23 protein-coding genes are annotated in these 23,302 nt (G+C 72.4%); 6 read left to right on the top strand and 17 right to left on the bottom strand.

The features are described 5' to 3' along the window. Positions 1-14 precede the first annotated feature (14 nt). The 4 genes from kdpF to BKA18_RS27175 all read right to left on the bottom strand — a co-directional run bounded on the left by kdpF (position 15) and on the right by BKA18_RS27175 (position 2,306). Positions 15-104, bottom strand: coding sequence for a K(+)-transporting ATPase subunit F (kdpF, locus tag BKA18_RS27190; protein WP_096212427.1), 90 nt, complete (start codon positions 102-104; stop codon positions 15-17). A 324-nt stretch (positions 105-428) separates the two neighbouring features. Further along, positions 429-1,193, bottom strand: coding sequence for a DUF3710 domain-containing protein (locus BKA18_RS27185; protein ID WP_093489262.1), 765 nt, complete (start codon positions 1,191-1,193; stop codon positions 429-431). A gap of 1 nt (position 1,194) precedes the next feature. Beyond that, positions 1,195-1,716, bottom strand: a complete 522-nt coding sequence (dut, locus tag BKA18_RS27180; RefSeq protein ID WP_366046877.1) for a dUTP diphosphatase — start codon at positions 1,714-1,716, stop codon at positions 1,195-1,197. Beyond that, positions 1,713-2,306 (bottom strand): PaaI family thioesterase, encoded by a 594-nt coding sequence (locus BKA18_RS27175; protein WP_006602626.1) that lies wholly within the window; start codon positions 2,304-2,306, stop codon positions 1,713-1,715. Before BKA18_RS27175 ends, dut begins: the two co-directional genes overlap by 4 nt. Before the next feature lie 58 nt (positions 2,307-2,364). Here BKA18_RS27175 and BKA18_RS27170 point away from each other — a divergent pair, with 58 nt between their 5' ends. Further along, positions 2,365-2,808: a DUF3093 domain-containing protein gene (locus BKA18_RS27170; RefSeq protein WP_006602627.1), complete on the top strand. Its 444-nt coding sequence runs from the start codon at positions 2,365-2,367 to the stop codon at positions 2,806-2,808. A 58-nt stretch (positions 2,809-2,866) separates the two neighbouring features. On the opposite strand, the gene BKA18_RS27165 is transcribed toward BKA18_RS27170, so the two are convergent. The 4 genes from BKA18_RS27165 to BKA18_RS27150 form a co-directional block, all read right to left on the bottom strand. Further along, positions 2,867-3,694 carry a hypothetical protein gene (locus BKA18_RS27165; protein WP_366046876.1) on the bottom strand — a complete coding sequence of 276 codons (828 nt, stop codon included), beginning with the start codon at positions 3,692-3,694 and terminating at the stop codon, positions 2,867-2,869. A 14-nt stretch (positions 3,695-3,708) separates the two neighbouring features. Next, on the bottom strand, positions 3,709-4,011 hold the full coding sequence (locus BKA18_RS27160) for a DUF4193 domain-containing protein (protein WP_003982531.1): 303 nt from the start codon (positions 4,009-4,011) through the stop codon (positions 3,709-3,711). 527 nt (positions 4,012-4,538) lie between these two features. Continuing rightward, on the bottom strand, positions 4,539-5,801 hold the full coding sequence (locus BKA18_RS27155; protein WP_366046875.1) for a sensor histidine kinase: 1,263 nt from the start codon (positions 5,799-5,801) through the stop codon (positions 4,539-4,541). Between the two features lie 6 nt (positions 5,802-5,807). Beyond that, complete coding sequence (locus BKA18_RS27150; protein ID WP_006602630.1) at positions 5,808-6,461, bottom strand: response regulator transcription factor; 654 nt, start codon at positions 6,459-6,461, stop codon at positions 5,808-5,810. Positions 6,462-6,791: 330 nt separating this feature from the next. Here BKA18_RS27150 and BKA18_RS27145 point away from each other — a divergent pair, with 330 nt between their 5' ends. After that, complete coding sequence (locus tag BKA18_RS27145) at positions 6,792-6,968, top strand: hypothetical protein (protein ID WP_006602631.1); 177 nt, start codon at positions 6,792-6,794, stop codon at positions 6,966-6,968. 81 nt (positions 6,969-7,049) lie between these two features. Here the strand turns inward: BKA18_RS27145 and BKA18_RS27140 are convergent, their stop codons facing one another. Next, positions 7,050-7,895, bottom strand: a complete 846-nt coding sequence (locus tag BKA18_RS27140; protein ID WP_006602632.1) for an inositol monophosphatase family protein — start codon at positions 7,893-7,895, stop codon at positions 7,050-7,052. Positions 7,896-7,940: 45 nt separating this feature from the next. After that, positions 7,941-9,095, bottom strand: coding sequence for a ferrochelatase (locus BKA18_RS27135; protein WP_366046874.1), 1,155 nt, complete (start codon positions 9,093-9,095; stop codon positions 7,941-7,943). Positions 9,096-9,269: 174 nt separating this feature from the next. On the opposite strand from BKA18_RS27135, the gene BKA18_RS27130 reads away from it, so the two are divergent. Both BKA18_RS27130 and BKA18_RS27125 read left to right on the top strand, forming a co-directional pair. Next, the gene (locus tag BKA18_RS27130) at positions 9,270-10,544 is read left to right on the top strand and encodes an MFS transporter (protein ID WP_366046873.1); all 1,275 of its coding nucleotides are present in this window, start codon (positions 9,270-9,272) and stop codon (positions 10,542-10,544) included. 358 nt (positions 10,545-10,902) lie between these two features. After that, positions 10,903-12,246 carry a D-arabinono-1,4-lactone oxidase gene (locus BKA18_RS27125; RefSeq protein ID WP_006602635.1) on the top strand — a complete coding sequence of 448 codons (1,344 nt, stop codon included), beginning with the start codon at positions 10,903-10,905 and terminating at the stop codon, positions 12,244-12,246. 97 nt (positions 12,247-12,343) lie between these two features. Here the strand turns inward: BKA18_RS27125 and BKA18_RS27120 are convergent, their stop codons facing one another. Then, on the bottom strand, positions 12,344-13,543 hold the full coding sequence (locus BKA18_RS27120; protein ID WP_366046872.1) for a hypothetical protein: 1,200 nt from the start codon (positions 13,541-13,543) through the stop codon (positions 12,344-12,346). Between the two features lie 497 nt (positions 13,544-14,040). Here BKA18_RS27120 and sepH point away from each other — a divergent pair, with 497 nt between their 5' ends. Then, positions 14,041-15,102: a septation protein SepH gene (gene sepH, locus BKA18_RS27115; RefSeq protein WP_006602637.1), complete on the top strand. Its 1,062-nt coding sequence runs from the start codon at positions 14,041-14,043 to the stop codon at positions 15,100-15,102. Between the two features lie 84 nt (positions 15,103-15,186). Here sepH and BKA18_RS27110 read toward each other — a convergent pair whose 3' ends face one another. Beyond that, a complete protein-coding gene (locus BKA18_RS27110) occupies positions 15,187-16,026 on the bottom strand; it encodes a sulfurtransferase (protein WP_366046871.1) in 840 nt (279 codons plus the stop codon). Between the two features lie 248 nt (positions 16,027-16,274). Between BKA18_RS27110 and BKA18_RS27105 the strand changes: the two genes are divergently transcribed. Continuing rightward, the gene (locus BKA18_RS27105) at positions 16,275-17,051 is read left to right on the top strand and encodes a VOC family protein (RefSeq protein ID WP_366046869.1); all 777 of its coding nucleotides are present in this window, start codon (positions 16,275-16,277) and stop codon (positions 17,049-17,051) included. A 28-nt stretch (positions 17,052-17,079) separates the two neighbouring features. Here the strand turns inward: BKA18_RS27105 and BKA18_RS27100 are convergent, their stop codons facing one another. The 5 genes from BKA18_RS27100 to BKA18_RS27080 form a co-directional block, all read right to left on the bottom strand. Then, the gene (locus BKA18_RS27100) at positions 17,080-17,607 is read right to left on the bottom strand and encodes a GNAT family N-acetyltransferase (RefSeq protein ID WP_366046868.1); all 528 of its coding nucleotides are present in this window, start codon (positions 17,605-17,607) and stop codon (positions 17,080-17,082) included. A 108-nt stretch (positions 17,608-17,715) separates the two neighbouring features. Next, positions 17,716-18,381: a thymidine kinase gene (locus BKA18_RS27095; RefSeq protein WP_366046867.1), complete on the bottom strand. Its 666-nt coding sequence runs from the start codon at positions 18,379-18,381 to the stop codon at positions 17,716-17,718. 64 nt (positions 18,382-18,445) lie between these two features. Beyond that, a complete protein-coding gene (locus BKA18_RS27090) occupies positions 18,446-19,636 on the bottom strand; it encodes an alkaline phosphatase family protein (RefSeq protein ID WP_366046866.1) in 1,191 nt (396 codons plus the stop codon). Beyond that, positions 19,636-20,226, bottom strand: coding sequence for a DUF5998 family protein (locus tag BKA18_RS27085; RefSeq protein WP_006602644.1), 591 nt, complete (start codon positions 20,224-20,226; stop codon positions 19,636-19,638). Before BKA18_RS27085 ends, BKA18_RS27090 begins: the two co-directional genes overlap by 1 nt. 38 nt (positions 20,227-20,264) lie before the next feature. After that, positions 20,265-23,288 (bottom strand): bifunctional acetate--CoA ligase family protein/GNAT family N-acetyltransferase, encoded by a 3,024-nt coding sequence (locus BKA18_RS27080; RefSeq protein WP_366046865.1) that lies wholly within the window; start codon positions 23,286-23,288, stop codon positions 20,265-20,267. Positions 23,289-23,302 lie beyond the last annotated feature (14 nt).

Below are 23,302 nucleotides of genomic sequence, written 5' to 3'. Positions count from 1 at the left end.
CAGCAGTGGACACCTCAGAACCTCTCCGGGAAGACGAGGGCGAGGACCAGGTAGCCCAGCAGGGCGACGGCCACGATCAGGCCGACGGTGTTCTCGACGGTCACAGCTTCGCCACCCCCTTGGCGACGAGAGCCACCAGCGCGAAGGCCGCGAGGGTGACGACGACGAAGGCCACGTCGGCCATCGTGTGCTCCTAGAGGGATGAGGAGGTAAGGACTCCTAGAGCAAAGCGCCCTTCCCGCCGCCTGTGACCGCCGTTGACGCCTCCCTTACGGCCATTAGCGCCCCGTTGACGGAATTCATACGCATCTCGACCTGACCTGCACAAACGACGAGGCCCGCACCCCCTTCCGGGGAGTACGGGCCCTTACGACCGTCACGATCCAGCCGCCACCGGGGCGGCGCGCGCCGCCCGGCCGCCGGAGGTGTCAGCGGATCTCGGTGATCTCCGGTCCGCGTTCCAGACGCTCCACACCGCCGCCGAAGCGCGACTGCTCGGCCGGCTCCTGCTGCACACCGTCCGGCACCATCTGGGCGTCGTCCGGCAGCTTCAGGACGATCGGGTCACGCGGCGCCATCGGGGCGTCACCGCGGATGATGACGGTGTCCCGGAAGATGTGCTCCAGCACGCCCGCGGCCTGCGGCTGCACCGCGCCCTGGCCGGAGATCACACCACGCAGGAACCACCGGGGGCCGTCGACGCCGATGAAGCGCACGACCTGCACACCGTTTGTGCCGTCCGGCAGCTGTACGGGTACCTGGGCGCGCAACTCCCAGCCCAGCGGGCCCTCGACCTCGTCGATGACCCCGCCCTGCTGGGTGATGCCGGCGGCGATCTCCTCGCGGACCTCGCCCCAGATCCCCTCGTTCTTGGGAGCGGCGAAGGCCTGCAGCTGTACGGCACTGTCCTGCAGCACCACGGTCGCGGCGACGATGGCGTCACCGGCGACCTCCACCCGAAGCTCCATGCCCTCGACACCGGGCACGAACAGCCCGCCGAGGTCGACCCGGCCCTCACCGGGCTCGGAGACCTCCGACGCGTCCCAGGGACCGTCGGGGCGCGGCGCGGGCGGAAGACTGAGCCGCTGCTGTGCCGCCTCGTCCTCGTCGGCGTCGCTCACCGTGTGCTCGTCGAGCGTGGTGTCCTCGACCGACTCTTCAGGAGCCTCGTTCTTCTTGCGACGTCCGAACACGTCATTGTCCTTCCCGGTCGGCACCGACCGATGCGTATTCATTCCCGCCCGTGGAGCCGTCCACCGCCGCATGACCGCCGGTGGAACCGAATCCCCCCTCGGCCCGCGCCGAGCCGGGAAGTTCCGCCACCTCGTGGAAGCGCACCTTCTCGACCTGCTGGACGACCAGTTGGGCGATCCGGTCGAATCGTTCGAACCGCACGCTCTCGCGCGGGTCCAGATTGACCACGATCACCTTGATCTCTCCACGGTACCCGGCATCCACCGTCCCGGGGGCATTCACCAGCGCCAGTCCGCACCGGGCGGCGAGCCCGGACCGCGGATGCACAAATGCCGCATACCCGTCGGGAAGGGCGATCGACACTCCGGTGGGCAGCACGGTGCGCTCCCCCGGCGCCAGCACGGCGGCCTCGGTGGTCACCAGGTCCGCGCCGGCGTCGCCAGGATGCCCGTACGACGGAACCGGCACGTCCGGGTCCAGCCGCCGCAGCAGCACCTCCACGGGCTTTCGTCCCTCACTCACGGGTTCACCTCGAAGGCACGCGCGCGCTTGGCCTGGTCCGGGTCGGCCATCGCCGCCTGGATCTCCTCGGCCCGTCCGTTGTCGATGAAGTGGTCGACCTTGACCTCGATGAAGACGGCCTCGGCGCGCACCGCCACCGGACCGTCCGGGCCGTCTATGCGCCCCACGGCGGTCGAGTAGATCTTCCGTCCGTCCACCGCGGTGACCCGCGCGTCCAGATGCAGCACCGTGCCCAGCGGCACCGGCCGGACGAAGTCGGTCTCCAGCCGACCGGTCACCGCGATCACCCGCAGCAGCCAGTTCAGCGAGCCGAGCGTCTCGTCCAGCGCGGTGGCCAGCACCCCGCCGTGCGCCAGACCGGGCGCACCCTGGTGGGCCTCCTTGACGGTGAACTCCGCCCGTACGCTCACGCCCTCGCCGGCCCGCGCCTCCAGGTGCAGGCCGTGCGACTGCCCCGTACCGCAGCCGAAGCACCGGTCGTAGTGCGTGCCGAGAAGTTCTCCGGGTGCCGGCGCCTCGGCATGCCGGACCGGAGCGACGGCGTCCTTCGGTGGCGTCAGCCGCGCCCTGGGTTCGTCAGTTCCACTCACGAGTGCAGACCCTACCCGCGCACGTCACGGGCCCGCGCCGCCGTGCCAAGCTGGAGCCATGCAGCCGTACGAAGAACGCCTCACCGCGCCCCGGTCCTGGTGGGTGATCGCCGCGCTGATCGGCGTCGCCTGCGCCCTGATGCTGCTCCCCCTGGGGACGCTCCCGATGCTCGGCGGACTGATCGGCGGCGCGGCGCTGTCCGCGGTGGCGGTGAGCGCGTACGGCTCGGCGCGGATCCGGGTGGTGGGCGGTGCGCTGATCGCCGGTGAGGCGAAGATCCCCGCGTCCGCGCTGGGTGAGGCGCGGGCGCTGGACGCGGACGAGGCGCTGGCCTGGCGTACGTACAAGGCCGATGCCCGCGCGTTCATGCTGCTGCGCAGCTATGTCCGCACCGCGGTGCGGGTGGAGATCACCGATCCCGAGGACCCGACGCCGTACGCCTATCTCTCGACGCGGGAGCCGGAGCGGCTGGTGGCGGCGCTGGCGGCCGTACGCACCTGACCGGCGATTCCGGGGCCTGGCGGGTGCCGCCGGCGAGATGAGGAGCCCTCCGGCTTCGTCAGCCGTTCCCCGGGGCGTTCGGCGCGGAGCCGGGAAGGGCGTCCCAGGGAACCTGGTGCGCCCGCAGGTCTTTACGGATCTTTTCCGCGAGCCTTCTGGTGTCCCTGCGGTTCATGAACGCGCCGACGGTGGCGCCGATCATGAACGGCGTGAGGTTGGGGAGGTTGCGCAGGGTGCGCTTCATGATCTGCTGGCGCAGTTCCCGCTTCATCTGCCCGCCCAGGGCGATGTTCAGCGTGGCCGGTTTGGCGAGGTCGATGCCCCGCTCCTCGGCCCAGGAGGTCAGACAGGCCATCGCACGCTGCCGGAAATTCCCCGCGGGCCGCAGACCGTAGACCTCGTGCAGCTCGGCGATCAGCTTGATCTCGACCGAGGCGACACCGGTGACCTCGGCGGCCAGCTCGGCCGGCATGGCGGGCGGTACGGGCAGCATCGCTGCCGCGCCGACGCCCGCTCCGACCGTCGCGGTGGCGGCGCAGGCACCCGCGACGAGCTTGTCGGCCAGGTCCTCGGGGGTCAGTCCGGGGAACTGGGCGCGCAGCGTCGCGAGATCGCGGACCGGGATCCGCGGGGCGGTGTCGATGACGCGGTCGGCAATCGCGGCGATCAGTCCCCGCAGCCTGCCGCCGCCTCCTGCGGCACCGCGGCCGGTCAGGGCCGCGAGCGAGGCCCTGCAGCCCCGCTCCTGCAGTGCATCGGGCGTCCGTTCCGTGGGAAGGGCGGTCGGATCGGCGGGCACGGGCGCGGTTTCCTCATGTGATCGTGCGCCGGCCGCCGGACCGGGTCCGCCCTTGGGGCCCTTACGGAACGGGTTCACGCCTGCCACGGCGTAGACCGGGCTCAGGCCGCGCAGTCGCGGCAGATCGGCTGCCCGTTCTTGTCCTCCGCGGCGAGCTGGCTGCGGTGGTGGACCAGGAAGCAGCTCATGCACGTGAACTCGTCCTGCTGCTTGGGCAGCACGCGCACGGCCAGCTCTTCGTTGGACAGGTCTGCGCCCGGCAGCTCCAGGCCCTCGGCCTGCTCGAACTCGTCGACGTCGACCGCCGAGGCGGACTTGTCGTTCCGCCGCGACTTCAGCTCTTCAATGCTGTCCTCGTTGAGGTCGTCGTCGGTCTTGCGTGGGGTGTCGTAATCCGTAGCCATTTTCGCTCTCCCCCTCTGGGTGTCTGCGGTGTCTCAGCGCTCGTAACGCGTGAGAGGCCGGACTTGTGCCCGACCTGAGGCGGAGATTTTGCCTCACATCAAGGTCTGTTACTCAATCGACACCCAACCGCACCCCTGAAGAGGTGATCGGTTTGGATGGCGATCAGGACCGTACACGGTCCGAATGTCGCACCTCGCGCAGCCCATCACCTGTACTTCCCGTGATCTGACCCCCCGGAAACCCGGACGTCCCAGGCATTCCGACAGCCATTTCGCTCACGGAGCGTAGATGGCCGGAATTTCGCGTCTGTGAGGCATCACACACGCACAGACCGGTGGGCGGACCGGTTCAATTCCGCGCAAAGCGAACTTCGGCGAAGGATCCCCGCCGACCCCCCTCCACGTCAAACCGGGAGGCGAGGCGGTGTACGGCCGCGAGACGGGCGATCGTACGCACGGATGTCCGACGACTGCACACCGGGGCGCGCAGTGGCTCCAGCAGGCGCACAACCGCCCTGTGGCCTGCATCAGAGCGGCAGGACGACGCGCATCACGAGCCCGCCGCCTTCGCGGGGTGAAGCGGTGATCGTGCCGTCGTGTGCGCGGACGACCGAGCGCACGATGGACAGGCCCAGACCGACGCCCTTGTCGCTGCCGGTGCGCTCGGTCCGCAGCCGCCGGAACGGCTCGAAGAGGTTCTCCACCTCATAGGCGGGGACCACCGGGCCCGTATTGGCGACCACCAGCACCGCACAGCCCGGCTGGGGCTCGGTGGCGACCTCGACCCAGCCGTCCTCGGGCACGTTGTAGCGCACCGCGTTCTGGACGAGGTTGAGCGCGATGCGCTCCAGGAGGACGCCGTTGCCCTGCACGAAGACCTGCTGGCGGACCCCGCGCAGCTCCACGCCCTTGCTGTGCGCCTCCTCGCGGCTCTGGTCGACGGCCTGCGAGGCGACCTCGGACAGATCGACCGGCTTCTTGTCGACGACCTTGTTCTCGCTGCGGGCGAGCAGCAGCAGGCCCTCCACGAGTTGCTCGCTGCGCTCGTTGGTGGCCAGCAGCGTCTTGCCGAGCTGCGCGAGCTCGGGCGACGCGTCCGGGTCGGCGAGCTGGACCTCCAGCAGCGTGCGGTTGATCGCCAGCGGGGTGCGCAACTCGTGCGAGGCGTTGGAGACGAACCGCCGCTGCGACTCGAAGGCCCGGTCGAGGCGGTCCAGCATCTCGTCGAAGGTGTCGGCGAGCTCCTTGAGCTCGTCGTCGGGCCCGCCCAGCTCGATGCGGCGGTGCAGATCCGAGCCCGCCACCCGCTGTGCGGTGCGGGTGATCCGCCCCAGCGGCGCCAGCACCCGCCCCGCCATCGCGTAACCGAACGCGAAGGCCACCACCGTCAGCCCCAGCAGCGCCAGCAGCGAGCGGTTGAGGAGGCTGTTGAGGGCCACCGCGCGCTGCTGCTGGAGGCACTGCTCGACGGCCTCCTGGAGCAGCGGTCCCGAGGTCTTGGTGGGCAGGTCGCAGAGGTTGCTGGTCGACTGGAACTTGCCGCCGAGGATCTTCAGGGGCAGCGCACTGCCGTCGTGCAGCGCGTCCGCGGCCAGCATGTAGATGATCGTCAGCAGCACGATCCCGGCCATCAGGAACATGCCGCCGTACAGCAGGGTCAGGCGTATGCGGATCGTGGGGCGCAGCCACGGGAACGGCCGGACGTTGACCGGCCGGGGGTCCCAGGTGGGCTTGGGGGGCAGGGGCGGCGGCGGGGCGGCCGCCTTGGAGAACGAGGGCAGGGAGGGCATCGTCGGTCAGATCCGGTATCCCGAGCCGGGGACGGTGACGATCACCGCGGGCTCGCCGAGCTTGCGGCGCAGCGTCATGACCGTGACCCGTACGACGTTGGTGAACGGGTCGGTGTTCTCGTCCCAGGCCTTCTCCAGCAGCTGCTCGGCCGAGACGACCGTGCCCTCGCTGCGCATCAGGACCTCCAGCACCGCGAATTCCTTCGGTGCGAGCTGGACCTCCTTGCCGTCGCGGAAGACCTCGCGGCGATTGGGGTCGAGCTTGATGCCGGCCCGCTCCAGTACGGGCGGCAGCGCGACGGTCGTACGGCGCCCCAGGGCGCGGACCCGGGCGGTCAGCTCCGTGAAGGCGAACGGCTTGGGGAGGTAGTCGTCGGCGCCGATCTCCAGGCCCTCGACACGGTCGCTGACGTCGCCGGAGGCGGTGAGCATCAGCACACGGGTGGGCATCCCCAGCTCGACGATCTTGCGGCAGACGTCGTCGCCGTGGACGACCGGGAGGTCACGGTCGAGCACGACGACGTCGTAGTCGTTGACCGCTATCCGTTCCAGCGCGGCAGCGCCGTCGTAGACCACGTCGACGGCCATGGCCTCCCGGCGTAGTCCGGTGGCCACCGCATCGGCGAGCAGCTGCTCGTCCTCGACGACGAGAACACGCACGTCGCTAGTCCTTCCTCAGGGCCCTCACGGGCAGGCAAAACTTGTCTGAAAGCCCTTCCATCCTGCCCCGAAGAGCCATAAACCGGCGGTAAGAGGGGCGCGGAGGGGTGGAGAGCGGCCCATGAACCCCGACGGGCATGATTCCTGGGCGGGTTGAGGTTTCCCTGAGGTACCGGGTGGGGAGGACGACTGCACACCCGCGATCACGCCCTGTTTATTAGGCAACTTTAAGCACCCTTTGCCACGAACTGATCCATCGCAGGGATCCAGCCGTGATCACCCACCCGTCGGCACACCCCCGTGCCACCGACCCACGACGAGGGGGCGCACATGGACGCGTTCACCGCAGGCATTTTGCAGCGCATAGAGAACACCGAAGCCGATCTTGACCGGGCCCGGGCTGCGGGCGACGACTTCCTCGCCGAGGTCGAGCAGGCAGAGCTCGAGGACCTGCAGCGACTGGCGACCGAGCACGGCGTGCGCTACGGCGCGGTCAGCAACGCCTGACCGTTTCCCGGCGTACGACGACAGCGCCCCGGCATCCAGGGGATGGTGCCGGGGCGCTGTCATGCCCGCGCGGGGGCCGGGTCAGTCGTGCCAGGCGCCGAGCTCCTCCAGCAGCGGCTGGAGCTGCGCGAAGAGGGCCGGGGAGGCGGCGAGGGTCAGCTCGTGGGCGGCCGGGCGGCCGGGGCGGCCGCCGGTGAGCGCGCCGGCCTCGCGGGCGATCAGGGCGCCGGCCGCCAGGTCCCAGGGGTTCAGCCCCCGCTCGTAGTAGGCGTCGAGCCGGCCGCCGGCCACATCGCACAGGTCGATCGCCGCCGAGCCGCCGCGCCGGATGTCCCGGACCTGCGGCAGCAGCGTGCGCAGCACCTCGGCCTGGGCGGCCCGGCGCTCGGCGAGGTAGGCGAAGCCGGTGCCGAGCAGTGCCTGGGAGAGCGGCGGGGCGGGCCGGTGGTGGAGGCGCTCGCCGTTGTTGAACGCACCACGACCCAGGACCGCCCGGCAGGTCTCGCCCCGCATCGGTGCGGCGACGACCCCGACCACCGCCTCGCCGTCCTTCTCCGCCGCGATGGACACCGACCAGGACGGCAGCCCGTAGAGATAGTTCACCGTGCCGTCGATGGGGTCGATGACCCAGCGGATGCCGCTGGTGCCGTCGGTACTGGCGCCCTCCTCGCCCAGGAAGCCGTCGTCGGGGCGGTGCTCCCCGAGGAAGCCGGTGATCAGCTTCTCGGAGGCGAGATCCATCTCGGTGACGACGTCGATCGGGCTGGACTTGGTGGCGGCGACGCCGAGGTCGGCGGGCCGGCCGTCACGCAGCAGGTCCCCCGCGCGGCGGGCCGCCTCCAGGGCCAGTTCGAGCAGTTCGTCGTAGAGCGCGTCGGTCGGTGTGGCGGCGGTCTGCGGGGCCTCGGGGTACAGCGGGTCGGGCACGATGCTCCTTGCTCACACGGGCGGTGGTCGGGCGGGCGGACGGGCTTATGCGGGGGCCTTTGCGACCGGGCCCCGCCAGTCGGCACCGGCGGCGGCCGGGCGCGGTGTGCGCGCCGGACAGCAGCCGACCGGGCACAGGTCGTGGCCCGCGCCGAGGGCGCCCAGGGCGCAGCGCTCCGGGGCGGCGCCCCGTTCCGCGGCCGCGCGCTCCAGGAGGAGGTCGCGGACGGCCGCGGCGAACCGCGGATCGGCGCCCACGGTCGCCGACCTGGCGACCGGCAGTCCCAGCTCGGCGGCCTTGGCGGTGGCCTCGGTGTCGAGGTCGTATTTGACCTCCATGTGGTCCGAGACGAACCCGATGGGGGCCATGACGACGGCCGGGACGCCCGCGGCGTGCGCCTCTTCCAGGTGGTCGCAGATGTCCGGCTCCAGCCAGGGAATGTGCGGGGCGCCGCTGCGGGACTGGTAGACGAGCCGCCAGGGGTGGTCCACGCCGGTCTCCGCGCGGACGGCGTCCGCGATCACCCGCGCCGCGTCGAGGTGCTGGGCGACATAGGCGCCGCCCTCGCCGCCGCTGGTGTGGTCGGCGGGCGTGCCGGAGGTGTCGGCGGCGGCGGTGGGGATGGAGTGGGTGGTGAAGGCGAGGTGGGCGCCGTCGCGCACCTCCTCGGGCAGTTCCGCGAGCGACGCCAGCACACCGTCGGTCATCGGGCGCAGGAAGCCGGGGTGGTTGAAGTAGTGCCGCAGCTTGTCGACCTGCGGCAGCTCCAGGCCCTCGGCCTGCAGGGCGGCGAGCGCGTCGGCGAGGTTCTCGCGGTACTGGCGGCAGCCCGAGTACGAGGCGTAGGCGCTGGTCGCCAGGACCGCGATCCGGCGGTGCCCGTCGTGGACCATGGTGCGCAGGGTGTCGGTCAGGTAGGGCGCCCAGTTGCGGTTGCCCCAGTAGACGGGCAGGTCCAGCCCGTTCTCGGCGAAGTCCGTGCGCAGCGCGTCGAGCAGCTCACGGTTCTGGGCGTTGATGGGGCTCACGCCGCCGAACAGGAAGTAGTGCTGCCCCACCTCCTTGAGTCGCTCACGGGGGATGCCGCGGCCGCGGGTGACGTTCTCCAGGAACGGGACGACGTCATCGGGCCCTTCGGGCCCGCCGAAGGACAGCAGCAGCAGGGCGTCATAAGGACGGGGATCGCACTGTTCGGGCATGCCATCGATCCTGCCACCCTTCCCCCGGGGCCGATGGGCAGGTCCCGGCGCGGAGAGGGGAGGCCCGGAGTGGGGCCGAAAACTCGGAGGCGGCCGGCGGCATGCCGCCCGTAAGCTGTATCGGTTGCAGACATTCCTTACCGATCTTCGGTCCTGACCGGCGGAGCGCCCCCGTTGCCCAGTCCCTACCGCGCCATCTTCGGCCGCCCCGGCACCAAGTCGTTCTCCGCCGCCGGACTGCTGGGCCGGATGCCGCTGTCGATGATGAGCATCGGCGTCGTCACGATGGTCTCCCAGCTGACCGGGCGCTACGGCCTGGCCGGCGCGCTGTCCGCGACCCTCGCGCTGTCCGCCGCGGTGCTCGGTCCGCAGATATCCCGGCTGGTGGACCGGCACGGCCAGAGCCGGGTGCTGCGCCCGGCCACCCTGGTGTCGATCGCCGCGGTCGCCGGGCTGCTGCTGAGCGCGCAGCAGCGCTGGCCGGACTGGATCCTGTTCGTCTTCGCGGCGGGTGCAGGGTGCGTGCCCAGCATCGGCTCGATGATCCGGGCCCGCTGGGCGGAGATCTACCGGGGCTCCCCGCGCGAGCTGCACACCGCCTACGCGTGGGAGTCGATCGTCGACGAGACGTGCTTCATCTTCGGGCCGATCCTGTCCATCGGCCTGTCCACCGCGTGGTTTCCGGAGGCCGGCCCGCTGCTGGCGGCCGGATTCCTGGCCGTCGGCGTGTTCTGGCTGACGGCGCAGCGTGCGACGGAGCCGGTGCCGCATCCGCATGAGCTGCACCCCAAGGGGTCGGCGCTGCGCTCGCGGGGGCTGCAGGTGCTGGTGGTGACGTTCGTGGCGATCGGGGCGATCTTCGGCGCGATCGATGTGGTGACCGTGGCCTTCGCCGAGGAGGTCGGACACAAGGCCGCGGCCAGTCTGGTGCTGGCGGTCTATGCGCTCGGCTCGTGTGCGGCCGGCGCCGTCTTCGGGCTGCTGCATCTGAAGGCGCACCCGTCCCGCCGCTTCGTCGTGGGGATCTGCGCGATCGCGGTGAGCATGGTGCCGCTGCAACTGGTGGGCTCGCTACCGCTGCTGGCCGTCGCGCTGTTCCTCGCGGGGCTGTCCATCGCCCCGACGATGGTGACCACGATGGCGCTGGTCGAGGAGCACGTGCCGCGGGCCAAGCTGACCGAGGGCATGAGCTGGACCAGCACCGGTCTGGCGGTGGGCGTCGCACTGGGCGCGTCGGCGGCCGGCTGGGTGGTCGATGCCGCCGGTGCGGCCCGGGGGTATCTGGTGCCGGGGGCGGCGGGGGTGCTCGGCGCGCTGGTGGCCTTCGCGGGCTACCGCAGGCTCCGCCCGCAGCCGGCTCCGTCGTTGCCGGGCCCGGTGGCGTCCGGGTCGCCGTCCGGTCAGGACGGCACGGCCCCGCAGCCGCACAGCGAGGAAAGCGTCGCCTAGGGCCTGCCCGATGGGTCATGGCCGGGCCCGCGGCGCGGCCTTTCCGACCCTGACCCATCGGACCTGGCGGGCGGGCATCCGCAGAAGTCCGCTGGCCGGCGGGCGTCCGCACGGTCCGGTCGACCGCCCGCGAGCGGGCGGGGCTTTTCGGAGAACCCCGGGCCCGGCCGGAGAGCCGCGAACTGAACACGCGCCGCCCGCTTGCGAGTTACCGTCGGTACGACCTGTCCGGGAGCCGGGCGGTTGCGGCCGGTTCCTTGAGCGTGTGAGGTACGTCACTCAGTCCGGATATCGCGTCGGTGACTGGCATCATGCGCCCACGCCAACGTGGGCCGGACACGCGGGAGGGGACGTCACCATGGCAGTCAGCAACGCCGTCGGCGGCTCGGGAGGGCGCGGCTCGACGAGCGGACCGTGGCGCAACTGGGCGGGCAATGTCACCGCCCGCCCCATCCGGAGCGTGACCCCGGCGAGCACCGAGGAACTGGCCGCCGCGGTCCGCGCGGCCGCCGCGGACGGGCTGACGGTCAAGGCGGCCGGCAGGGGCCACTCCTTCACCCCGGCGGCCGCCACCGACGGGCTGCTGATCCGCCCCGAACGGCTGACCGGGGTCCGCAGGATCGACCGCGCGGCCGGCACCGTGACCGTGGCGGCCGGCACCCCGCTCAAGCACCTCAACGAGACGCTGGCCGTCCACGGGCTGTCGCTGACCAACATGGGCGACATCATGGAGCAGACCGCCTCCGGGGCGACCGCTACCGGTACCCATGGCACCGGCCGGACCTCGGCGTCGCTCGCCGCCCAGGTCACCGCCCTGGAACTGGTCACCGCCGACGGGTCGGTGCTGACCTGTTCCGCCGAGGAGCGACCGGATGTCTTCGCCGCGGCGCGGCTGGGCCTGGGCGCACTGGGCGTGATCAGCGAGCTGACCTTCGCCGTGGAGCCGGAGTTCCTGCTGACCGCCCGTGAGGAGCCGATGCCCTACGACGAGGTGACGGACCGGTTCGACGAGCTGGTCGCCGAGAACGAACACTTCGAGTTCTACTGGTTCCCGCACACCGGCAGCTGCAACACCAAGCGCAACAACCGCAGCCAGGGCCCGGCGGCGCCCCCCGGGAAGGTCAGCGGCTGGGTCGAGGACGAGCTGCTGTCCAACGGCGTCTTCCAGCTCGCCTGCACCGTGGGGCGGGCGGTGCCGGCCGCCATACCGGGCATCGCCAAGATCTCCAGCCGCGCGCTGTCGGCCCGTACGTACACCGACATCCCCTACCGGGTGTTCACCTCCCCGCGGCGGGTGCGGTTCGTGGAGATGGAGTACGCGCTGCCGCGCGCCGCCGCCGTCGCGGCGCTCGGTGAGCTCAAGGCGCTGGTGGAGCGCGCGGAGTTCAAGATCAGCTTCCCGGTGGAAGTACGCACCGCGCCGGCCGACGACATCCCGCTGTCCACCGCCTCGGGCCGGGACACCGTCTACCTCGCCGTGCACATGTACCGGGGCACGCCGCACCAGGCGTACTTCGCGGCCGCCGAGCGGATCATGACGGCACACGAGGGCCGTCCGCACTGGGGCAAGCTGCACACCCGCGACGCCGCCTACCTTGCCGACGCCTATCCGCGGTTCGGCGAGTTCACCGCGGTGCGCGACCGGCTGGACCCGGACCGCCGGTTCGCCAACGCTTATCTGCGGCGGGTCCTGGGGGACTGACCGACGACGGCCGCGGCCCGGCGCCTTTGCAGGGCACCGGGCCGCGGCCGTGTCCGTTCCGCCTCACCGGACCGTCGCCCCCCACGGGCGCTTCGGCTCAGGAGGCGCCGGGCGCAGGGGCCTGTCCGTCGGCCCCCTGCTGGCCCTGCGTGCTCCCCGGCTTCTCACCGCCGGTCGAACCGTCACCCTTTCCGGTGGCGCCGCCGCCGGTGGAACCGCTCGCCGGGGCGTCCGGTGACGAGGGGGTGTCCGGGTCGGGCGAGGACTTGCCGCTGTCGGACGGGCTCGGCTCCGGCGACGGGCTGCCGCGGTCCTTGCCCTTGTCGGCGCCGGTGTCCGAGGCACTCGGGTCCGGGGACGGCTGCCGGCCGTCGCCGTGCTGTTTGCCGTCGTCCGGGGAGTCACCCGATCCGGGCGACTGCGGACTGCTGGGCTGGTGCCGGCCGGACCCACCGGTCTGGGTGATGTTTCCCAGCGAGGTCCCCTTCTCACCGTTCGGCGTCTGCCCGGTGATCAGCTCGGTGCCGGTGACCGCGCCCATGGCGAGCACGAAGACCGCGAGCGCACCGAGCGCCGGCCGCTTCCAGCCGCGCAGCCGGGAACCGTACGTCGCGGTGCTGAGCACCTCGGGCGGCCCGGCCGGGTGCCGCGCGGGCGGTGCGCCGGCCGGCCGAGCGGCGGCCTGGCCCGGCATCGCGGTCCGCTCGTCGAGACGCGGCACCAGCTGCGTACGGTCGGCCGGCCGCTCCGGACCGGCCTGGTCCCCCACGTACCCCCCTGGGTTCGATTCGGGGTCGACGGAGCGCAGCATCCGCGTCGCGTCCTCGGTCCCCGGAGCGGGTGAGGCGCGTGCCGGGTCCCGGGGCCCGGACAAATCGGCCCGCGGGATCAGCTGCGTACGGGCCGTGTCGCGCCCGGGCATTCTGGCGGCGACGGAGGTGACCTCGTCCTCCGCTCCGTGCCTGTCGAAGGTCGGCAGCACCATCGTGGAGACGGGCCGCGCGTCGGGTGTGGTGGATCGATTGCGGGCGGAGGAGCGGCGCGGCTTCGGCCGGGTGGTGACCGAGGCCTCCTTGATCTGTTCCCCGGTACGCCGGAACAGGTGCTGGAATATCGAGCCGCCAGTAGTGGCCACGACACTGACCACACCCGCCCCGATGAACGTTCCGTAGACGCCGAGCTGGCCTGCGAGATACGCCGCGGCGGCCGCGGCGAGCGCGCTGCCGGCAACCTGAGCCACGCTCAGGTCTATCCGCTTCTCCTTCTTCTTCGTGTCGGTTTCGGTTTCTTCGTCCATCTCCAACCTTTGATAGCCCTTTCGATCCATCTTGCATGGAGAAGTGACCATCTGGCGTACCCAAAAGTTCCGATTTTGGGGAATCTGTGAAACTTGCCACCTACGTGCCTGGTAGAGAGATCGACAAGACGACTCAACTCCGTTGCCCGCCCAGAAGTTCGGCGGCGCGGCGGTCCACCTCAGTGGTCCGAATGGAGTACTGTGGCGAGCCCTGGCCCCGGTTCCCGTCCGGCTGCCCGGAACCCACGGGAGGGGCTGTGAAGGCGGCACTCGCCCCGGGGCGCCGCCGACCGGCACGGGTGCACGGCGACAGGAACAACGGCACGGTCACTGAGCGTTGCGAACAGGTAACCGTGTCATAACGGCGTTTCAGGGCCAAGCCTCGACACGCCGGGCAACTCGGCAATGTTGTGGCAGGCTGCACCCGGGCAGGCCACACTCGACTAGCGGAAGCAGCGACGCACGTGACGTCGGCAGGCACCACCCGGGAGGTCCCCATGCCCGAACTGCGTGTCGTGGCCGTCTCCAACGACGGCACACGGCTGGTGCTCAAAGCTGCGGACAGCACCGAGTACACGCTTCCGATCGACGAACGGCTGCGCGCCGCCGTCCGCAATGACCGCGCACGGCTGGGCCAGATCGAGATCGAGGTCGAGAGCCATCTGCGTCCGCGGGACATCCAGGCCCGTATAAGAGCCGGTGCCTCCGCCGAGGAGGTCGCCCAGCTCGCCGGCATCCCCGTCGACCGGGTGCGCCGCTTCGAGGGCCCGGTGCTCGCCGAGCGCGCCTTCATGGCCGAGCGGGCCCGGAAGACGCCGGTGCGGCGCCCCGGCGAGAACACCGGTCCCCAGCTCGGTGAGGCGGTCGCGGAGCGGCTGCTGCTGCGCGGCGCCGACAAGGAGAGCGTCCAGTGGGACTCCTGGCGCCGCGACGACGGCACCTGGGAGGTGCTGCTGGTCTACCGCGTCGCCACCGAACCGCACTCGGCGAGCTGGACGTACGACCCGCCGAGGCGGCTCGTGCAGGCCGTGGACGACGAGGCGCGGGCACTGATCGGCGAGAGCGACGACACGCCCGAGCCGAGCTTCCCGTTCGTGCCGCGGATCGCGCGGTTGCCGCGCGACCGGCCGCTGGACCGCACCCTGGACCGGCAGTCGTCCGAGCGTGCGGCGCAGCCCGGCGACGAGGACGGAGAGCCGCGGGACGCCGAGGAGGCCGTCGGTGAACGGGAGCGCGAGCGGGATTCGCTGACCAGTCTGCTGGAGGCGGTGCCGAGCTTCCGTGGCGACATGGTCGTCCCGGAGAGCCCGAAGGCGCCGCAGAGCGACGAGGAGTCCGAGGCCGAGGTCGAGGAGCCGCCCGCCCCGGCGGCCAGCGCGGGCGCGGGTTCCGCGTACGCCGATGTGCTGATGCCGCGTGCGGTGGCCGGCCACCGCGACCGGCTGACCGGGACCACGGACCGGCAGGCCGAGGCGGACGGCGTCCGGCCCGGCCGCCGCGCCGCGGTGCCCAGCTGGGACGAGATCGTCTTCGGTACCCGGCGGAAGAAGCCGGAGTAGCGGGGCGGCGTTCCCCCGTGCAGCGAGGCCCGTCCGCCCGTCCCCTGCTTCCAGGGGGCGGGCGGACGGGCGTGTGACGGGGGCTCAGCCGGGCTGCGGGCCGGTGGCGACCGGTCGGGAGGGGTCGGCCGTCCACTCGCTCCAGGAGCCGACGTACAGGGCCGCAGGGACGCCCGCGACCGCGAGCGCCAACACCTCATGGGCGGCGGAGACCCCGGAGCCGCAGTAGACACCGACCTCCGCGTCCGCCGTGGCGCCCAGCGAGGCGAACCGCTCGGCCAGTTCCGAGGCGGCACGGAGGACGGTGCTGCCCTCGGCGACGTTCTCGGTCGTCGGCGCGGACACGGCGCCCGGGATGTGGCCGGCGACCGGGTCGATGGGCTCGACCTCGCCCCGGTAGCGCTCGGCGGCCCGGGCGTCCAGCAGGACTCCGCGGCGGGCCAGCGCGGCCGCGTCGTCCGCCGTCAGCACCGGGAGAGCGCCGGGCAGCGGAGTGAAGTCGCCGGCCGGCGGGGCCGGCTGATCGACGCTCAGGGCGCCCCCGGACGCCTGCCAGGCGGCGAGGCCGCCGTCCAGGACACGCACGTCGGGGTGGCCGGTCCAGCGCAGCAGCCACCAGGCGCGGGCGGCCGCCCAGCTCTGACCGCCGTCGTAGACGACCACCGGGCGGTCCGCGCGGACGCCCGCGGCGCGCATGGCGCCGGTGAACACCTCGAGGTCGGGCAGCGGATGCCGGCCGGCCGGGCCGGGGGGTGCGGCCAGCTCGCTGTCGAGGTCGACATAGACCGCGCCGGGCACATGCCCGGCCTCGTACTGGGGGCGGCCGGGCGGTCCGCCGAGCTGGTAACGGACGTCCAGGAGCACCGGAGCGGCGGACTGCGCCAACTCGCTCGCGAGTTCGGTAGCGGTGATGATGACGTTCATGGGACTCATCCTTGCGTAGCAACCGCTACGTTCAGAAGGCGGTGCCCACCCTCCGTATGACGCAGTTACGCCCTGCCGTCACGCCAGCGAAACGCCCCAGGGGCCTCAAAACGGGCATTCTCCCCCGCGAACGCGCCGTGGACGGCGCGGCCGGGGCGCACACCAGGGCGCCGGGTGCGAGCATCTGCTCCAGACCGTGCCCGTACCGCGCAGGGTCAGCACCCCGACACTCCGAGGAGAAAGCGACCATGACGACCGAGGCAGCGACCCGGCGGATGTCCGGCGCGCCCTGCTGGGTGAGCCTCCTGGCCCACAGCATGTCCGCGACGCAGGAGTTCTACGGCGCGCTGTTCGGCTGGGAGTTCCGCCCGGGGCCGCAGCACTTCGGTCCGTACGCCCGGGCCTTCCTCGACGGCCGGGAAGTCGCCGGGGTCGGTGAGCTGGCGCCCGACCGCCACCTCCCGGTCTCCTGGACCACCTATCTGGCCAGCGACGACGCGGATGTGACGGCGGAACAGATCCGTTGCTGCGGTGGGACGGTGGGCGTCGGGCCGCTGGATGCGGACGACGACACGGGGCGGATGGCGATCGGCTCCGATCCGCAGGGCGCGATCTTCGGCGTCTGGCAGGGCAAGTCGCTGATGGGCACCGCCCGCACCGGCGAGCCGGGCACGCCGGTCTGGAACGAGCTGGTCACCCGGGACACCGGCTCGGTCAGCCCGTTCTACGAGCACGTCTTCGGCTTCGAGGCGGAGCCGGTGGCCTCGGCCGGTCCCGACGCTCTGACGCTGCAGCTCAAGGGGCAGCCGGTGGCCGGTATGCGCGGCGTGGGCGCCGACCTGCCCCGCGACCGGGGCTCCCATTGGATGACGTACTTCGCCGTCCCCCACACAGACGCGGCGGCCCGCCGGGTCACCGAACTGGGCGGACAGGTGCTGCACGCCCCCCGGGATTCCGTGCACGGCCGGCTGGCGGCCGTCGCCGACAGCGAGGGCGCCGTCTTCACGATCATCCAGCAGGGCTGAACGCCCGCCGCACCAGGGGCGGTGGGGCTCAGGAGGCGTCCGGGTCCAGGCGCATCCGGACGTAGCACGCACCGGCCGGTCCCGGGCGCCGGCGGCCGTCCGGCTGCCAGCCGTGCCGCGCGTAGAAGGCCTGTGCACGGTGGTTGCGCTCCCATGCCTCGACCCGGCCGCTGGGCAGCGCGGCCTCGCGCAGGAACCGTACGAAGGCCGCGTGCAGTTGGCCGCCGATGCCCTGGCCCCACTGACCGGGCAGCACATGGATCTGGTACAGCTCGCCCACGGTCACCGGCTCGTTCCCGGGGACGAGCGGCGGGCCCATGGCCACCACGCCCACCACGGTGTCGTTGCGGAGCGCGCACCGCACCGTCCTGGTGGGCGACCGGATCGAGCGCGCCCACCCCTCCCGTCGCCGCGCCGGGCCGTCGGGGGTGTCGATCTCCGCCGCGGGCAACCCGCCCGCCCGGTAGTACGCGGTGCGGGCCCGGGTGTGCAGCTCCACGAGCGAGTCCAGGTCGGCAGGAACGGCGGGGCGCAGTAGGGCCGGAGTGCGCGTCATACCCGTGAGGACGGGCCGGGCGGGCCGGCGGGTTCCCTCACGCCGCGGCACCGGGCGCCGGTGCGGTCGCCCGGCGGCCGCCGGACGACGCGGCGCCGGCGGCCGCCGCTACTTCGTGCCGTCGACCGGCAGTACGTCCGGGGAGAGGGCGGCCGCGCGGGCGGTCGCCGAGGTCTGGCGGCGGCGGTGGTGGCGCCGGCACAGCACCTCGTAACCGGCCTCGGCCTGGGGGCTGTCCACGTCTCCCACGACATCGCCGACGACGACCTGTGCGCCCTCGACGACCATCCGGCCGTCGACGGTACGGGCGTTGTGCGTGGCGCGGGCGCCGCACCAGCACAGCGCCTCGACCTGCAACACCTCCACCCGGTCGGCCAGTTCGACCAGGCGCTGGGAGCCGGGGAAGAGCTTGCTGCGGAAGTCGGTGGTGATGCCGAAGGCGAAGACGTCCAGTTCCAGGTCGTCGACGACGCGGGCGAGCTGGTCGACCTGTTCGGGGGCCAGGAACTGCGCCTCGTCGGCGATGACGTAGTCGACCCGGCCGCCGGAGGAGAGGTGGCCGATGACATGGGCGTAGAAGTCCATGTCATCCGCCGCCTCGACGGCCTCGGTGACCAGACCGAGCCGGGAGGAGAGCCTGCCGTGGCCGGCGCGGTCGTTGCGGCTGTAGATCATGCCTTGCAGACCGCGGGAGGAGCGGTTGTGTTCGATCTGCAGAGCGAGGGTGCTCTTTCCGCAGTCCATCGTTCCGGAGAAGAACACCAGCTCGGGCATGGGAAGGTGCGGGCCTTTCGGGCTCGTGAGGGGGTGGCGACGTGCGGGCAGTGGGCCGTGCGGATCAGGTACGGACTTCCAGGAGGGGCACCAGCTGCTCCACCGGGGTCATCGAGCCGTGCATCCCGACCATCTCCGATTCACGGGGCTCCCGTTCGGTCGCAATGATCACCATGTCGGCGTGGGCGGCCGCCACGACATCGCCGATCCGGGCGCGCACCCGGTCGTCGACCGACGGACCGAACCAGCCCGCGGCGATGGCCTCCTCACGGCTCGCGACCCACATCTGCTCACCGACCACCTCGCGCCATACGGCGAGCACATCGGCGGCCGCGCCCGGGTGGGCGTACACATGCCGGGCCCGGCCCTCGCCACCCAACAGGCGTACGCCGGCGCGCAGTTCCCAGTCCTCGTCGAAGTCGATCCGGGACTCCGGGTCGAAGGGGATGTCGATCATGCCGTGGTCGGCGGTGATGTAGAGGGCGCTGCGCGGCGGCAGCTGCTCGGCCAGCCGCTGGGCGAGCCGGTCGACGTACATCACCTGGCCGCGCCAGGCATCGGAGTCGACGCCGTAGCGGTGCCCCTTGCCGTCGACCTCGGAGTAGTACGTGTAGACCAGCGAGCGGTCACCGGCGGCGAGCTGCTCGGCGGCGAGGTCCATCCGCTCCTCGCCGGAGAGCCGGCCGTGGAAGGTGCCGCCGCTGAGCGCGACCTTGGTGAGCGGGGTGTGCTGGAAGCTCGGTGCGGAGACCTGGCAGGTGTGGATGCCGGCGGCGTCCGCGCGCTGGAAGACCGTCGGATACGGCTGCCAGGCATAGGGGTCGGTCCACGGATACCAGCGCAGCTGGTTCATCAGGGCGCCGGTGTCCGGGTCCTGGCAGGTGTAGCCGGGCAGGCCGTGGGCGCCCGGCGGCAGCCCGGTGCCGACGGAGGCGAGAGAGGTGGCAGTGGTGGAGGGGAAGCCGGCGGTGAGCGGGCGGCCGCTGCCGTTGAACGACGTGTCCAGGAGGGAGGTCAGGAACGGCGCCTCCTCCGGGTGGTTGCGCAGCAACTCCCAGCCGAGGCCGTCGATCAGGAAGACACAGGCGCGGTCGGCGGGGGCCAGCTCCATCGACGTGGCCACGCCGGGTATCTCCAGGCCCGCGGCGATGCCGGGCAGCAGATCGGCGAGCGAGCCGGTGCCGTACTGCGGTACGGGGGCGCCCAGCGGGTCGAGCGGTTCGGGTTCCGGCCAGGCGGGGACGGTGTGGGTCATCAGCGGGTGGTGGTGGCCGCGGTGGCCTCGGAGAGCGCCTGGGCGAAGGTGAGCGTCTCGCGCACCGAGTCCGGTCCGTCACCGGCCTCGCTGACCCGCAGCGAGAGGTCGTCGGCGGTGGAGGAGCCCGTGTAGCCGTGGTCCGCCTCGCAGTTGGGGTCGCCGCAGGCGGCGGGCTCCAGATCCAGGCGGGCGACCGCGCCCCAGCCGATGGTCAGCACGACCTCGCGGGGCAGCTGGCCCGGCGTGTACGACTCGGGGTTGGCGACCACGCGGCTGAGCACCACGGACGAGATCCGGCCGAGCTTGACGGACTCGGTGGAGGTGGTGGCGTACGGCGACGGGGAGGTGGCGTCGGCGGCCTGCTCGTCGGTATGGCTGACGATGAAGCGGGTGCCGGTCAGGACCAGGACCGTGACATGACGGCGGACCTCGTTGGCGTCGAAGGTCGTCTCCTGATGGACGAGGTACGACACCACCGGCTCACCACCGACCGCGGCCTGCACCGCCTCGGCCACGAGCGTCGGGTAATAACCACTGCGCTCGATCGCCGCACGCAGTCCCTGGGTCGTCGTACCGGTCTTAGCCATGGGGTCCATCTTACGGGGCGTACCGGGCCGCGAGAGCCTCAGTAGACGGGCAGCCGGCGGGGGCCGAGGTCAGTGGTGGCGGGGGGCCTGGCCAGGCGGACGGAGGCTCCCAGGACGGAGAGGCCGTGCGCGGCGACGACGACCGGTTCGAGGTCCACGGCGACGACCTCGGGATGGTCGTCGACCAGCCGGGACACCCGCAGCAGCAGCTCGGCCAGCGCGGCGGTGTCCACCGGCTGGGAGCCGCGCCAGCCGAACAGCAGCGGGGCGGCACGGATCGAGCGGATCTGTTCCGCGACCTCGCGGTCGGTGGCGGGGATGAGGCGGTGGGCGATGTCGCCGAGCAGCTGGGAGGGCGCACCGGCCAGGCCGAAGGAGAGGACGGCGCCGGCGGCCGGATCGATGGCGGCCCGGATGACGGTGTCGACGCCGCGCGGCACCATCGACTGGACGACCGGACGCAGCTCTTCCGGTGAGCCCAGGAAATCGGTCAATTCGGCATACGTGCGGCGGAGTTCCCGCTCGCCGGCGATGTCGAGGCGTACGCCGCCGAGATCGGCGCGGTGGCGCAGATGGGGTGCGGTGGTCTTGAGGGCCACCGGATAGCCGAGGCGGGCGGCGGCGCGGACGGCGGTGTCCGGGTCGGGGGCCGCAAGGACGGGGCGGGTGTGGATGCCGTAACGGGCGAGCAGGGCCTCGGCGTCCTCGGGCGGCACGGGGACGGAGCGGCCGGTGGGGACGTCAAGGGTGAGCCGGCCCAGGAGGCGCTCGATGTCGGCGCCGGCCGCCGTTTCCTGGATGTCGTCGTACTCGGGCACCCGGCCAGGATCGGCGGCCTCGCGGCGCCACGCGGCATAGCGGACGGCCTCGGCGAGGGCACGGACGGCACGCTCCGCGGCGGGGTAGGCGGGGATGCGGAGGGGGGCTGCGCGGCGCGGGGGCGGGGTGATGGTCCCGGGGTCGCGGGCCGGTGCGGGCTGCGGGGCGGCGAGGGCGGGTGGCGGTCCCGGGGGGCTCAGGGGGCGTGCGGGTTGCGACGGGCTGCGCGGGGGCGGAGCGGACTCCGGGGGCCGGGCAGGTGCCGGGGCCGGGTCCTCGGGGCGGGGCGCCCGGTCCCCGGCGGGGGCGTCGGGCCCGGACGCCGGTGCGGGTGCGGGTGCGGGTGCGGGTGCGGGTGCGGGTGCCGCGAGCGTCTCCGCCAGCTCGTTCATCGCGAGGTGGACGACGGTGACCGGCTTCTCCGGGTGGGCCTCGGCGGCGGTCCGCAGAGCGGCGGCGAGTGCGGCGCCCTCACCGCCGCCCGGGGAGACCGCGGCCCCCTCCCCCACCCAGGGGATGGCCGTGACGACCACGGCGTCGCAGCCGTCGCCGGCCAGTGCCCCGGCGAGCGCGGCCCGGAAGTCGTCGGGCGTCGCGGCCGAGGTCAGGACGTGCGGCCGCTGCGGGCGCAGCCGTTCGGTCAGGCAGGCGTCGTAGGCCAGCAGCGCCAGCGACTCGGAGTTGCCCAGGATGGCGATACGTGAGCCGGCCGGCAGCGGCTGGGAGGCCAGCAGCAGCCCGGCGTCGATCAGCTCGGTGACCGTGTCGACGCGGATCACGCCCGCCTGGCGCATCAGGGCGGCGACGGTGCTGTCGGGGACGCGGACGGTGGGGACGGCGTGGCCGGGCGGGGCGGTGCCGTTGTGCCGGGCACCCCGGGCGACCACGACCGGTTTGACGGCGGCGGTGCGGCGGGCGAGCCGGGCGAACTTGCGGGGGTTGCCGATGGACTCCAGATAGAGGATCACGACGTCGGTGTCCGGATCCTCGTACCAGTACTGGAGCAGGTCGTTCCCGGAGACGTCGGCGCGGTTGCCTGCCGAGACGAAGGCGGAGATACCGGCGATGCTGCCGTCGCCGGGGCCGCGCGCATGCAGTCCGCTGAGCAGCGCGATGCCGATGGCACCGGATTGGGTGAACAGGCCGATGTGGCCGGCGCCTGGCATCTGGGGCGCGAGGGAGGCGTTCAGCCGGACACCGGGGGCCGTGTTGATCAGGCCGAAGGCATTGGGCCCGATGAGCCGCATGCCGTACGAACGGGCCTGGCGGAGCAGGTCGCGCTGCCGCTCCCTGCCGTCCGGGCCCGCTTCGGCGTACCCGGAGGACAGGATCAGCACGCCCTGGACACCGTGTTCGCCGCAGTCGCGGACGACGTCCGGGACGCTGTCCGCGGGCACGGCGATGACGGCGAGATCGACCGGGTCGGAGATCTCCCGCAGCGCGCGGACGGCCGGCACCCCTTCGGGGTCCAGCCGCTGCATGCCTTCGGGGAAGGCGTGGTTGACGGCGTGCACCCGGCCCGTGAAGCCGGAGTCCAGGAGGCTGCGCAGGGCCGTACGGCCGACGCCGCCGGGGGCGCGGCCCGTACCGATGACGGCGACCGAGCGCGGGGTGAGCAGCCGCTGGACGGAGCGGGCCTCGGCCCGCTGCTCGCGGCCGCGCATCACGGCCATGGACTGCTCGGTCGGCTCCAGGTCGAACTCCAGCCGGACCACGCCGTCTTCGAAGGTGCGCTTGTGGGTGTAGCCGGCGTCCGTGAACACCTTGATCATCTTGGAGTTCGCCGGGAGCACCTCGGCGGCGAACCGGCGGATGCCGCGCTCGCGGGCGACGGCCGCGATGTGCTCCAGGAGGGCGGAGGCGACGCCGCGGCCCTGGTGGGCGTCCTGGACGAGGAAGGCGACCTCCGCCTGGTCGTCCTCGGGGTCCTTCGCGGGCAACCCCTGGTCGTTGATCCGGTCGTAGCGGACGGTGGCGATGAACTCGCCGCCGACCGTCGCGGCGAGCCCGACCCGGTCGACGTAGTCGTGGTGGGTGAAACGGTGCACGTCGCGGGCGGACAGGCGCGGGTAGGGCGCGAAGAAGCGGTAGTACTTCGACTCGTCCGAGACCTGTTCGTAGAACGAGACCAGCCGCTCGGCGTCGTCGGGGGTGATGGGGCGGATCCGTGCCGTGCCGCCGTCACGCAGCACCACGTCTGCTTCCCAGTGGGTCGGGTACGCGTGGTCCTGCGACTTCTGCATGCGGACAGCGTACG

Origin of the sequence: Streptomyces auratus (genome assembly GCF_050433025.1) — a bacterium.
GTDB classification, from domain to species: Bacteria; Actinomycetota; Actinomycetes; order Streptomycetales; family Streptomycetaceae; genus Streptomyces; species Streptomyces sioyaensis.
Note: the sequence above shows the minus strand (reverse complement) of the source record. Positions and strands in the feature narration are given on the sequence as shown.

Coding starts and splice junctions, on each gene's coding strand:
- BKA18_RS27105 (WP_366046869.1), top strand. CDS start 16,275: ATGACGACCGAGGCAGCGACCCGGCGGATGTCCGGCGCGCCCTGCTGG.
- BKA18_RS27095 (WP_366046867.1), bottom strand. CDS start 18,381: ATGCCCGAGCTGGTGTTCTTCTCCGGAACGATGGACTGCGGAAAGAGC.
- BKA18_RS27155 (WP_366046875.1), bottom strand. CDS start 5,801: ATGCCCTCCCTGCCCTCGTTCTCCAAGGCGGCCGCCCCGCCGCCGCCC.
- BKA18_RS27090 (WP_366046866.1), bottom strand. CDS start 19,636: ATGACCCACACCGTCCCCGCCTGGCCGGAACCCGAACCGCTCGACCCG.
- BKA18_RS27145 (WP_006602631.1), top strand. CDS start 6,792: ATGGACGCGTTCACCGCAGGCATTTTGCAGCGCATAGAGAACACCGAA.
- BKA18_RS27125 (WP_006602635.1), top strand. CDS start 10,903: ATGGCAGTCAGCAACGCCGTCGGCGGCTCGGGAGGGCGCGGCTCGACG.
- BKA18_RS27135 (WP_366046874.1), bottom strand. CDS start 9,095: ATGCCCGAACAGTGCGATCCCCGTCCTTATGACGCCCTGCTGCTGCTG.
- sepH (WP_006602637.1), top strand. CDS start 14,041: ATGCCCGAACTGCGTGTCGTGGCCGTCTCCAACGACGGCACACGGCTG.
- BKA18_RS27100 (WP_366046868.1), bottom strand. CDS start 17,607: ATGACGCGCACTCCGGCCCTACTGCGCCCCGCCGTTCCTGCCGACCTG.
- BKA18_RS27085 (WP_006602644.1), bottom strand. CDS start 20,226: ATGGCTAAGACCGGTACGACGACCCAGGGACTGCGTGCGGCGATCGAG.
- BKA18_RS27110 (WP_366046871.1), bottom strand. CDS start 16,026: ATGAACGTCATCATCACCGCTACCGAACTCGCGAGCGAGTTGGCGCAG.
- BKA18_RS27170 (WP_006602627.1), top strand. CDS start 2,365: ATGCAGCCGTACGAAGAACGCCTCACCGCGCCCCGGTCCTGGTGGGTG.
- BKA18_RS27160 (WP_003982531.1), bottom strand. CDS start 4,011: ATGGCTACGGATTACGACACCCCACGCAAGACCGACGACGACCTCAAC.
- BKA18_RS27080 (WP_366046865.1), bottom strand. CDS start 23,288: ATGCAGAAGTCGCAGGACCACGCGTACCCGACCCACTGGGAAGCAGAC.
- BKA18_RS27120 (WP_366046872.1), bottom strand. CDS start 13,543: ATGGACGAAGAAACCGAAACCGACACGAAGAAGAAGGAGAAGCGGATA.